Annotated in this window: 11 protein-coding genes; 10 read left to right on the top strand and 1 reads right to left on the bottom strand. The window is 32.6% G+C overall.

Translation table 11 applies throughout. The features are described from left to right. Positions 1-11: 11 nt before the first annotated feature. The 7 genes from ABID96_RS20840 to ABID96_RS17950 all read left to right on the top strand — a co-directional run bounded on the left by ABID96_RS20840 (position 12) and on the right by ABID96_RS17950 (position 6,604). Positions 12-743: an Ig-like domain-containing protein gene (locus tag ABID96_RS20840; protein ID WP_483301379.1), complete on the top strand. Its 732-nt coding sequence runs from the start codon at positions 12-14 to the stop codon at positions 741-743. Between the two features lie 122 nt (positions 744-865). Further along, positions 866-1,543, top strand: coding sequence for a GNAT family N-acetyltransferase (locus ABID96_RS17975; RefSeq protein WP_192603930.1), 678 nt, complete (start codon positions 866-868; stop codon positions 1,541-1,543). 399 nt (positions 1,544-1,942) lie between these two features. Continuing rightward, the gene (locus ABID96_RS17970) at positions 1,943-3,100 is read left to right on the top strand and encodes an HD domain-containing phosphohydrolase (RefSeq protein WP_192603931.1); all 1,158 of its coding nucleotides are present in this window, start codon (positions 1,943-1,945) and stop codon (positions 3,098-3,100) included. Further along, positions 3,087-3,431 carry a DUF3307 domain-containing protein gene (locus tag ABID96_RS17965; protein ID WP_192603932.1) on the top strand — a complete coding sequence of 115 codons (345 nt, stop codon included), beginning with the start codon at positions 3,087-3,089 and terminating at the stop codon, positions 3,429-3,431. The genes ABID96_RS17970 and ABID96_RS17965 overlap by 14 nt, the downstream gene beginning before the upstream one ends. 10 nt (positions 3,432-3,441) lie before the next feature. After that, positions 3,442-5,268 (top strand): adenylate/guanylate cyclase domain-containing protein, encoded by a 1,827-nt coding sequence (locus ABID96_RS17960; protein WP_192603933.1) that lies wholly within the window; start codon positions 3,442-3,444, stop codon positions 5,266-5,268. A 41-nt stretch (positions 5,269-5,309) separates the two neighbouring features. Continuing rightward, the gene (locus tag ABID96_RS17955; RefSeq protein ID WP_192603934.1) at positions 5,310-5,600 is read left to right on the top strand and encodes an LPXTG cell wall anchor domain-containing protein; all 291 of its coding nucleotides are present in this window, start codon (positions 5,310-5,312) and stop codon (positions 5,598-5,600) included. 140 nt (positions 5,601-5,740) lie between these two features. Beyond that, positions 5,741-6,604 (top strand): pentapeptide repeat-containing protein, encoded by an 864-nt coding sequence (locus ABID96_RS17950; RefSeq protein WP_192603935.1) that lies wholly within the window; start codon positions 5,741-5,743, stop codon positions 6,602-6,604. 91 nt (positions 6,605-6,695) lie between these two features. On the opposite strand, the gene pdxR is transcribed toward ABID96_RS17950, so the two are convergent. After that, positions 6,696-8,129, bottom strand: a complete 1,434-nt coding sequence (gene pdxR / locus ABID96_RS17945) for a MocR-like pyridoxine biosynthesis transcription factor PdxR (RefSeq protein WP_192603936.1) — start codon at positions 8,127-8,129, stop codon at positions 6,696-6,698. Positions 8,130-8,267: 138 nt separating this feature from the next. Between pdxR and ABID96_RS17940 the strand changes: the two genes are divergently transcribed. The 3 genes from ABID96_RS17940 (at position 8,268) to ABID96_RS17930 (ending at position 12,141) form a co-directional block, all read left to right on the top strand. Further along, positions 8,268-9,209, top strand: a complete 942-nt coding sequence (locus ABID96_RS17940) for a DMT family transporter (protein WP_192603937.1) — start codon at positions 8,268-8,270, stop codon at positions 9,207-9,209. 264 nt (positions 9,210-9,473) lie between these two features. After that, a complete protein-coding gene (locus ABID96_RS17935; protein WP_192603938.1) occupies positions 9,474-10,682 on the top strand; it encodes a DHHW family protein in 1,209 nt (402 codons plus the stop codon). 31 nt (positions 10,683-10,713) lie between these two features. After that, on the top strand, positions 10,714-12,141 hold the full coding sequence (locus ABID96_RS17930) for an MBOAT family O-acyltransferase (protein ID WP_192603939.1): 1,428 nt from the start codon (positions 10,714-10,716) through the stop codon (positions 12,139-12,141). Positions 12,142-12,350 lie beyond the last annotated feature (209 nt).

Genomic DNA, 12,350 nt, shown 5'->3' with positions numbered 1-12,350 from the left:
CAGGGTTCAAAGTGACAGCACCAAAAGTTAGCAGTGTAAGTAATCTAGATCAACAATTAACTGGAACTTCTGAGCCAGGTGCAGTCATAAAAGTGAGTGCTAACGGAGATCAAATTGGCACAACTGAAGTAGGATCTGATGGTAAGTTTTTAGTGAATATTCCAGTACAAAAAGCCGGAACAAGCCTATCAATCACAGCAACATTCAATGGTATTATTAGTAATCCAACATTGATTAAAGTTGTTGATAAAATAGCACCTTCAACACCGGTTGTTAATACAATTAATAATAATTCAGCTTATATCACAGGTAAAAGCGAAGCATATGCGACTGTTACAGCGAAAATTGGTACACATACGTATACTGGTAGAGCTTATTCAAATGGAAATTATAAAATTGCCATTCCTGTTACAAATGCTGGAACATCAATATCGATTTCGGCAAAAGATAGTTCTGGAAATAGCAGTGCTGCAGCTATAAAAAGTGTGACAAGAGTCGGACCAAATTTACCAAAAGTAAATGCAGTTTATACGACATCAGCACTTGTCCAAGGAACAGCTGAAAAATATTTAACGATTCAGGTGAAAATCGGAAGTAAAGTTTATAAAACTAAGTCTTATAGTACTGGGGTATATAAATTAACGATTCCAAAACAAAAGGCTGGAACTAAAGTTTCTGTAAATGCAATTGATTCTAAAGGGAATATAAGTGCAACAAGAACAATTTCAGTCGTAGCGAGATAATCGTAAAAGGATAGACTCAATCAGAGAATTCTGGTTGATCTATCCTTTTTTTGTGATGAGATAAAGGAATTTCTCACCAATATAATGAATGGTATTTGTATACGATGTTAGGAGGAATGTATTTGTTATCAGATATGGAGCTTTTAGATTGTCATGTTCAAGTATTATATAAACACAATGAGTTCAATCAAATAACACATATAAATGAACTACCTTATGATAATGCGCCAAGTATTTATATTGGCACTTCAAAGTACGGGAAAATAGTTAGATATTCTAATGATTTAGATGGAAATTTGGTAAATGATTTAGATCAGGCTATTCAATTAAGTTCGAATATAGAAATAGCAGAAATCTTTAATATTTTAAATAAATATAAACAACTAAGCAGTGTGTGGATTGGACCAGCGTATGTTTTTCCGAAATTAAGAAAGCAATCTTTAACAGATGTTGTAAAGATTACTGATTCAAACAAAGAGTTGTTAAAGGCGAAATTTCCTTATACTTATGAAGAGTTTGAATATAAACAGCCATGTTATGCAATCATCCAAGATGATATGGCCGTTTCGATTTGTTGTAGTGCCAGACAAACCTCAATGGCTGCAGAAGCAAGTTTATATACACTTGAAGAGTTTCGTGGGAAAGGATACGGATTAGACGTTTCAAATGCTTGGGCCATGGACATACAGAGTCAAGGACGTATAGCTTTATATAGCACCTCATGGGATAATTTTTCATCTCAATCTGTGGCAAAAAAACTAAATTTAATACAGTATGGAACTGATATCAACTTTAGTTGAATTTATGTGATAATCCAAAATACTTTTTAGTATTTTGGATTCTTTTTGTTAGTTTCAGTGCGTTAAAATATATAACTAACTTCTTAACAATAAGGAATTTGAGCCCCTTAATGACAACCAAGAAACAGAAATATGTCTACTACAGATTAGCTAGTTTTCGAAAATAAGAAATTGTTTTAGCAAATTTAATAGGTATTTTTACTCTATATACTTCAGAGGAACATATTTTGATTCGATATAATACATATCAATTCTAATTGTAGAATCCTGAAGAAGGAAGTTGGAAATAAAGGAGCAATCAAATATTTATTGAATTTTTCAATGCAGAAATTTGTAGGAATAATCGGATGGGAAATAGTACTAATTCACTATTATTGATCATCGGAAAGGGAGTATAAAATGGGGAAAGCTGAAGAATCTACATACAAAGAAACTGAACTATTAAGTCTGTTAGAAGCGTTTAAACATTTGAATTCTAATATTGAAATAAATGAAGTCTTTCAAAATATTATTCTCCAAATGGTTAATTTAGTTGATGCAGAAGCTGGTACATTATGGGTCGTTAATGATGAAGAACAAATGATAGAAGCTAGTGCAGTTTACGGGTCGAATTCTTCAAACATAATCAATATAAAGTTGAAATTAAATGAAGGTATTGTAGGGAAGGTTATTTCTTCTAGTGAACCACATTTAATTGAGAATGTAATGGAAGATGCATCTTGGGCGACTAGAGTGGATCAACAAAGTGGCTTTACGACAAAATCGATGATGACAGTGCCATTAATAGCAAAAGAAAAGGTAATCGGAGCTCTACAATTATTAAATAAGAAAAATAATTTGCTCTTTACAAGGGATGACCTGAAACTTTCAGTATTATTAGCGAATCAGGCAGCACTAGCTTTACATAATAGTCAAATTTATGATGAATTAGCTAGGATGAATTTAAATGTTATTCGTACACTTGCAAAGGTTTTAGATGCGAGGGATCCTTATACTTCTGGCCATTCAGAGAGAGTAGCAAAGTATTCTCGTTGGATTGCAGAAAATATGGAAATGGATGCTAAGGCGATTGAAGAATTGTATAAAGCTGCATTATTACACGATATCGGTAAAATTGGAATTCCTGATGAAATCTTGAGAAAAACGAGTAGATTAACCAATGAAGAGTATAACGTTATTAAAACTCACCCAATCATTGGGGCAGAGATTCTATCAGAAATTAATTCAAAAGGTAAAATAACAAGTTTAATAGAAACTGCAAAATTCCACCATGAAAGGTTAGATGGCAGTGGTTATCCAGATAGACTCGTTGGAGATGAAATCCCAATTTTCGCTAAAATCGTTGGTGTAGCCGATACTTTTGATGCGATGACAACAGATCGACCCTATCATAAAGGTTTATCATTTGAGGAAGGGATCAATGAGCTAGAACGATGTAAAAATACTTTGTTTGATGAGCATATTGTTCACTCTTTTATTAGATCTTTAGAAGAAAGAAAGCATTTAAAAAGAAAATGTACTAAATCAATTGAGGTACAGCCAAATGAATCAGTTTGAATATTTGTTAATAGGTCATTTAATAGGTGATTTTTTATTTCAAACAAACTGGATGGCTAGAAATAAATCGACAAAATGGATTCCACTTCTAACGCACGTATCAGTTTATACTGCTGTAGTGTTTATAATGGGATGGATTTCAGGTGGATTATCAATTTCAGCAATATTTTTGATATGTATAGGACATATATTTTTAGATCGTCAGAAATTCGTGGCCTTTTGGGTGAGAACAATTCAAATGGCTGACGTAAAAAATAAAGGTTGGTTATCAATCGTTGCAGACCAAATTTTTCACATTATCATATTAGCAATTGCAGTTTGTATATCCTAGGGGGGAAGCAATGCGATTTTCAGCAAAGAAATATGTACTCGAGCGGGAATATCCTTTATCTAGGGAAGCTGTTTGGAAATTACTAAGTGACACAGACCGACTGAATAGATTGATCGGTTTGTTTTCAGTAAAGTTTTCAATAGCTAAAAATAGTGAAGGATCGATTTTTTATAGAGAAGCGTTAGCAAAAGTTGCAGGTATTGTTCCAATCTTTTGGAAGGAATATCCTTTTGAGTGGAATGAATATGAAGATTACATGGTTGAAAGACAATATGAAGGTGGACCTTTAAAAAGTTTCATTGGGGGAATTGAATTAGAGGATGCAAATATGAAACTACCTGATGGAACTGTTGGTACAAAGGTTCGTTTATTTGCTGAGTTCACTCCACGTAATATTCTTGGAGTGCTAGCCATTCCTATTACAGGCTTAAATTCGATGAAAAATACAATAAACTATTTAGATTCAATTGTAAAATCTGTAGAAAACGAAAGTCCTTCTAATGTGAAAATTAAACGAAATACTAATGTTAGTGAATTAAACAGATTAGAAAAAAAGTTAAAAGAAATGCCAATTCATAAAGAGTATATTGATTATCTGCATGATTTATTAGTGTATGGAGATGAAAGTGATGTTGCAAAAATCAATCCTAAAAGCGTAGCAAAGGAATGGAATGCAGATCCACATGAAGTGCTTCGTTTATTTTTATATGCAACCAAAATAGGCATATTAAATTTAGATTGGAATTTGATTTGTCCCAATTGTCGAGTATCTAAAGTAAATTACACAAATTTATCACAGTTAGAAGAAGAATTTCATTGTGACTTATGTGGCATTACCTACAATGCGAGCTTTGGAAAATACGTAGAATTAGATTTTTCAGTACATCCATCGATTCGTCGCGCTTTTGATCAGACTTATTGTGTTAGTGGTCCGAAGATTACGCCACATGTAAAAATACAACAAATCGTAAAGCGAGGAGAATCGCGCAAGTTAGATATATCTGATCCATCGGGAATGAGATTACGCGTTTTACAAGCAAATCATATTGTTACATTGAACATTAACGATAAATTAGTACAACTTAATCAATCGATTTCTTATACAAATGAAGGTTGGGAGAAAACAAGGATTGATATTGCTAAGAATTCTACAATTCACATTACTAACAATAGCCCAAGGGATATGTTATTTGTATTTGAAAAAGCGGAGTGGAGCAAGGAAGTAATCACCGCAGCGCAGGTCACTTCGATGCAAGAATTTAGAGACCTATTTTCAGAAGAAATACTATCGCCTGGTCAAAAAGTAGGTATTGAAAATGTAACAATTTTATTTAGTGATTTACAAGGGTCCACTTCACTATACGAATCTTTAGGTGATGCAAATGCTTATAGCCAAGTAAGAGAGCATTTTGATTATCTATCAAAATGGATCAAAAAAAATTCGGGAAGTGTAGTAAAAACAATTGGAGATGCAGTAATGGCAGTATTCTACTTGTCAGAAGATGGTGTAAATGCGGCACTTCAAATCCAAAAACATATATCTGAATTAAGGGAAAATGGCAAGGAACATATTACACTAAAAATAGGATTATATAGCGGTCCAGCAATAGCGGTTAATTCGAATGATCGCTTAGATTATTTTGGTAGAACGGTTAATATTGCTGCTAGAATTCAAGGTCAAAGTATCGGTAACGATATAGTATTTAGCAAGGAATACATGGAGAATAAAAAAATAATTGAACTTCTTAATGATCAAAGCATTGAGCTTCAAGACTTTAAAGCAAACCTAAAAGGGATAGAAGAAAACATCGATTTAGTAAAAATAAAGTTACATTAGTTGCAAAATAGGACTGTTTTAACAGTCCTATTTTTTTAGGAATGATTCTTCTTAGAATCGTTTCAATACAGCAACCGGTTATAGTTGAAAATTTATTTGTTAAAGTGATTAATGATAAAGGTAATTTATTACTTGTGATGATGATTCTTACTGAATCACTACGTGGTTACCATGAAGAAGATGAAGATCCTATTTTGAATAGTAAACATGATATAGGAATGATTGAAAATGGTGGGAAGTTACCAAAAACAGATTCACATACAAGAGAGTGGGCATTATTTGGATTACTACTAGCTGCATCGGGTGTAGCACTTCGTAAAAAATTAAATTAGTAGAAAGAAGCATTTTAGCTTAGAGTTTAGGATGCTTTTTTTGTTCTAATCAGATTACGGTTAAATTGACCAGTAAAATGTTCGATGATACGATAAATAGTGAAATCTATTTATTTACATAAGCGAAGGGAGGAAAATGTATGTTGAAAAATCAAAGTCATACAGAATCTGATCAAAATTTAGGAGAATTAAAAGCAGATTGTGAGAAATGCTTTGGTCTATGTTGTGTGGCACTTCCCTTCGCGGCTTCAGCAGACTTTGCGTTAGATAAAGAAGCTGGAAGTCCTTGTAGTAATTTACAATCTGATTTTCGTTGTGGCGTGCATAACAATTTAAGACAAATTGGCTTTCAAGGATGTACAGTATTTGATTGCTTTGGTGCCGGTCAAAAGGTTTCACAGTATACCTACAAAGGAAAAGATTGGAAATCAGTTCCTGAGTCTGCGAAGGAAATGTTTGATGTGTTTCCAATTATGCGTCAACTACAAGAAATGCTTTGGTATTTAAATGAGGCATTCACATTAAATCTAAATCCAAAAATTCATTCTGAGATAAAATGTGCTTTCGCTGAAACAGAACGACTTACTTATTTACCATCAGATAAACTGCTTGATTTAGATGTGGCAGCACATCGAGCGTATGTAAATGACATACTTTTGCAAACTAGTGAACTTGTAAGATCTGAAGCAATTCATCTTCAAGGAATCGGTAAGAAACGTCATAAAAACATTGGTCGAGGAGCAGATTTAATTGGAGCGAATTTAAAAGAAGCTAATCTTAGAGGAGCCAACTTAAGAGGTGCTTATCTAATAGCAGCAAATTTAAGAGGAGCGGATTTGCGAAAAGCAGATTTAATTGGAGCAGATTTTCGTGATGCTGATATAAGTGGAGCAGACTTAACAGATAGTATTTTCTTAACTCAAGCACAGTTAAATGCAACAAAAGGCGACAATCATACGAAAATTACATCAAGATTAAATCGTCCCTTACATTGGACAAAATAAATCATGAATTTAAAAGAGACAAGCATTTAAAATGCAAGTCTCTTTTTTTATACTGATTATAGTAAAATATCGGTTTATAAAAGATTATCTTTTAAAATTGGTTAATGATTTTACATAACTCTACTAAACCAATCGATAATTCATCCTCGCTAACAAGTGAATAGCTAATTCGAAATGATGGTTCATTCGTTTTATTGTTGTAACAAGCAACACCTGGTAAAAAAGAGATGTCTTTCTCATTGGCTTTTTTTAGTAAATCAAATATATCCATGGCAGGCTCATTAATTGATAACCACAAATTAAATCCACCGTTTGGAATTTGAAATTGTAAGCGATTTGTTTCATTTGAAAGGATGTCGACAGTTGTATCACGTCTGAGCTGTAATGCAATCCTTAGTTTTTCAACATGATTTCTCATTCGGTCTGTCCGAAGAAATGGCAGAATAGCTTTTTGAGTCAGTAAAGGACTACCAACATCCATTGATGCTTTTACAGCAAATAACCAATCAAATACCGGACCATATGCTAGCATTGCAGCAATACGAACTCCTGGTGCCAAAGTTTTACTAAAACCTTTAATGTAGATAACATGATGATTACGATCATAATACTTAATTGGATGCTGTCTTACCGATTGCTCGAAATATATGTCACCAAATGAATCATCTTCCAAAATAAAAAAATTGTATCGTTCGGCAAGGTCAATTAATTCTTTGCGGCGGGCACTACTCATAGATATTCCAGTCGGATTTTGAAATGACGGATTCACATATAATAATTTTGGTTTAAATTTATGAAACACATCTTCAATCAAATCAGACCTGATTCCCTCATCATCCATTTCTATAGGGATAATGTGTATATCCTTGTTAATAAATATATCTAATGCTCCCCCGTAACAAGGACTTTCAACAATAACTGAATCTCCAGGTTTCAGTACAGCCTGAGAAACTAAATCAATGCCTTGTTGGACGCCACTTGTAATAATGATATTTTCGTGGTTCGAACGAATTTTTTGAAATTCCAATAAATGTTTTGAAATTTCGATTCTTAGCTCCTCATCACCTTGAACAGATCCATATGTCGTCAGGATTGAAGCATCTTCTTTTAATAATTTTTGTGTTTCTTCTGCTAAAAATTTATTTGGAAGAAGGCGTGGATAAACTACTGCTTTCGAAAAATTATACGTAACGGATTCTTTATTCATTAAGTACTGGGAACGTACTACATTAATTCCAAGTGTTTGCTGCCAATTAGAGTGATCCTTTTTTTCTTGTAATCTATTCGTTTTTTTTAATACAAAAACACCTTTTCCCGGTTTAACCCAAACTAACCCATTTTTCTCGAGCCATTTGTATGCTTTTCTAATGGTTAATACACTGATCGATAATTCGTCCGCTAAAATTCGTAATGAAGGTAATTGTTCATTTTCTAAAAGAAGGCCACTATGAATTCGTTGGGCTATTTGATTACTAATTTGGAGATAAAATGGAATTGTAGATTGTTTATGAATATGAATTTTCATACACTCACCATATGCTTTTTGATTTAACGTTAGTTAAAAAAAGGATAATAGTCAATCAAAAATATTCAACTGTTATATAGTCTCCTATACTGTTATACACCTAACTTCATATAATACGTTTAACGAAGGAGTGATAAAGTGATTATTATTAATTATATTCTTATTTGTATAATCTTTGGAACGACATTTCTAGCAATAAAGTTTGGGATTGTATCTGGAGTGCCGCCATTATTTTCAGCAGGATTAAGATTCTCTTTAGCTGGTATTCTGGTTATTTTATATTTTTTAAGTAAAGGAGAAAAAGTTTCTTCCTTTATTTTTTCAAAGAGAATCATGTTTATCGGATTTTGTTTAACTTTCATGACGTTTTCGACTCTGTACTGGGCAGAGCAGTACATAACTTCAGGGTTAGCAGCTGTTCTTTCAGCAACTGGTCCGATGATGATTTTATTACTGCAACTGAAACGAAGTAAAAAAAGAATTGAAAAGAAACAGTTTATTGCTTTATTAATGGCATTTTCAGGTGTTATATGTGTTTGTTTACCAGGAATGAGTCAACATGTGACATATTTATGGATTGCAGCCTGTTTAGCGGTATTAATCGGTGAAGTATTCTATGGATTTGGTTCAGTCTATTCAAAGGAATTTCTGACGGATTTTGAAGAAGTCTCTCCATTTTTAATAAATGCTGTGCAAATGTTATATGGCGGCGTATTTCTTCTTATTATCTCGTTACTGTTTGAAAAACCACCCATTCAAACTTTGTATTCATGGGATGCAGTATGGCCAATCTTATATTTAGTCTTTATCGGTTCAATTGGAGGACACGGATTATACACATGGCTATTATCAAAAACAAATCCTGTATTTCCTTCAACATGGCTTTACGTATCACCACTCATTGCAAGCGTATTAGGCTATTTCGTAATGGATGAACCAATCAAAGCAATCATGGCAATTGGTGGCGTTCTAATTTTAGTTGGGGTGTTTATCGCTAATTGGTCTACTTTTGCGTTATATAGAAGACAGGGTAAATTCTTGAAAAAAGAGATAAAGGAACATAAAGAAGAAATCATATAAATATGATTTCTTTTTTTATTATTGGAGATTAAGGGAAAACTAAAAATTAATCGAAAAATGATGTTTTATGCCGCAAATTTACTTTACTAACATACCTGCGCTCTTATAAAATAAATAGGTTATGACATAAAAAATGCTTATTTTTCCAATTGTAATATGCCTTTAATCGTTAAATAGTAACTCTAGTTAAGAAATAGGAGGGGTGTTGCTTTACGAACTAGATTTGCTAATCCTAAAAATAAATAAAAAGGTAAAGCATCTATAATGAAACATTCTAAATTGAATTTTAGTAATATCATCATTTCGTTATTCTTTTTTGGGATTCTATTCGGTAGTTTCTTTTTAACAATGGTACTACCCGATAGGAAGGTTTCTGTCATTGAAAATAGAAGCTTAGCAACAAAACCAGTATTAACTGGCGAATCATTTAAGAGCGGGAAATACTTTGATGAATATGAAACGTACCATAGTGATCAATATCCATTAAGAAATAAAATGCTAGAAATCAACGGACTATTTAAATATAAGATGATTGATCAAAAAATAGCTGAGATTGGTCCAAAGAAATATTACCGTTCAAATAATGGCTTTATCATTCAACAAAATTCAAATCAAAATCCTACTACTTTAGTAAACGAGCTAAAGGGATTAACTAGTGAACTATCTAAAAAGAATATTCCAGTATTTTATAGCATTATCCCACATAAGTCTGTATTTTTTGAAACTGAGTTACCTACATATCTTCCTAGTTATGGAAAGGAAAGTGTTAAGAAATTACGAGATGGTTTAGAATCGGTACCTTCTCTACATTTGATTGATGTTGAAAAAGAACTTCGTAAACAGCCCAAAGAAGAGATTTATTTTAAAACGGATCATCATTGGAATACGAAAGGTGCATTCATTGGTTACCAAAAAATTGTTTCGGAATTGAATAAAACCTTACCGGAAATTGGTGATCCAATTTCGAAGGATACTTTTAAATTTGAAAAAAAAGGACTAGCATTTAATGGGTCATATGCACGATCAACGACTTTATCATTTGTTACGGAATCTGATCAAATGATCGTTCCAACAAACGATATCATATCGCCAACCGTTAAAGCGTGTATTGATAAAGATAACAAGTGTGATGATCCTGTATTTTTCCCTGAGAAGCTAACTGAAGTTAATCCATATACAGATCGTTTTGTTTATTTCGGATTAAATCAAGCGTTAATACGATACAAAAACTCAGATCCTATTTCTCAAAAAAAATTAGTCATTTTAAAGGATTCATATGCAAAACCGATTATCCCATTTTTAACAAAACATTTTAAAGAAGTAGATGTACTTGATACACGATATTTCGGAGAAGATGCAAATTTTAAAAATAGTTCAGCTGTTAAGTTTATAGAAGAAGAGAAGCCCGATGCTGTTATTTTTATCACGAATACGACTGCAGTAGAAAAAAATATTACGGAATATATACAGTAATCGATTCTGTTTTGGAAAGGATTAAAAGGGAATGGTTTTTAGTTCGACGGTATTTATGTTTTGGTTTTTACCAATCGTTTTATTGGTTTATTTTATAATTCCACGTTCTATAAAGAACTTATGGTTACTAGTAGCTAGTTTGTTTTTCTATGCATGGGGAGAGCCTACTTATGTATGGTTAATGATTTTCTCAATTATTATGAACTACTTTTTTGGATTAGCAGTTGATAAAAATAGAGAGAAAAAAGCAAAGATTAAATGGATCATGGTTGCAATGGTATGTAGCAATCTTTTTATTCTAGGAATTTTTAAATATACGAATTTCATCGCAGAGAATATAGAGAGGCTAACAGGATTAACAATTGATGTGCCGGTTATTCCTTTACCAATTGGTATTTCATTTTTTACATTCCATGCACTTAGTTATGTAATTGATGTTTATCGTGGAGAGAGAAAAGTACAAAAGAATCCGTTAAATTTAGCATTGTATATTACAATGTTCCCACAATTAGTTGCAGGACCTATTGTAAGATATCAAACAGTTGCAAATGAATTAAATAAACGCACAGAAAGTTTAGAGTTAGTTTTTTATGGGATTAAGCGTTTTATTATTGGACTAGCGAAAAAAATGCTTCTAGCAAATAATTTTGGCTTAATTGCAGACCAAATTTTTGCTCAATCTCCAGATCAAATGACAACAGGTATGGCATGGATTGGAATTCTGTCATATTCATTACAAATTTTCTTCGATTTTGCAGGTTACTCAGACATGGCAATCGGGTTAGGAAAAATGTTTGGTTTCCACTTCCTTGAGAACTTTAATTATCCATATATTTCTCGTTCGGTAGCAGAGTTTTGGAGAAGATGGCATATTTCATTAGGTACTTGGTTTAGAGATTATTTATATATTCCATTAGGTGGAAATAGAGGGTCAAATTACGAGACATACCGAAACCTATTTATTGTTTGGTTAGCTACAGGAATTTGGCATGGGGCAAGCTGGACCTTTATTGCATGGGGATTATATTATGGATTTTGGATCGCGGTTGAACGAGCTGGATTTGGTAAGTTAATTAGTGCTTTACCTAAAATCATACAGCATGCTTATGCTTTAATTATCGTGATAGTAGGTTGGGTATTTTTCAGATCTGAAACTTTCACATATGCATTTGATTATATAAAGACGATGTTTGCCTTTAATGGCACAGGTCTATGGAATGCATCAAATAATTTCTATGTATCTGAATATGGCATTCTATTTATCATTGCAGTAATTGCAGCAACACCGATCGGTAAAATTGTTGCTCATAAAATAGGAGATTGGTTAATTTCCAAAAATAGAATAACTTATTTTGGTTTCCAACTTGGTGAAGCAGGATGGTATTGCTTACTACTCCTAATTTCATTATCATACGTTGTAGCTAGTACATTTAATCCGTTTATCTATTTCAAGTTTTAATAAGTTTGGAAGAGACGATGTGTAGGAGTTGTATAAACATTCCAACACATAGTCTTTTTTTTATGACTGTTTTCATATACATTGTTTTTATTAATGCGTTATTTGAATACAACTCCAGGATGTTCTCTTTCCGAAAATCTTCTAGAAAAGAAGTAAGTGTATTTTCTCATGAGTTAAAGATTCTATCATATAATGATTGTAGAGAGTAT

The organism is Gottfriedia sp. OAE603 (assembly GCF_040543965.1).
In the GTDB taxonomy this organism is placed as follows: Bacteria; Bacillota; Bacilli; order Bacillales; family Bacillaceae_G; genus Gottfriedia; species Gottfriedia solisilvae.
Note: the sequence above shows the minus strand (reverse complement) of the source record. Positions and strands in the feature narration are given on the sequence as shown.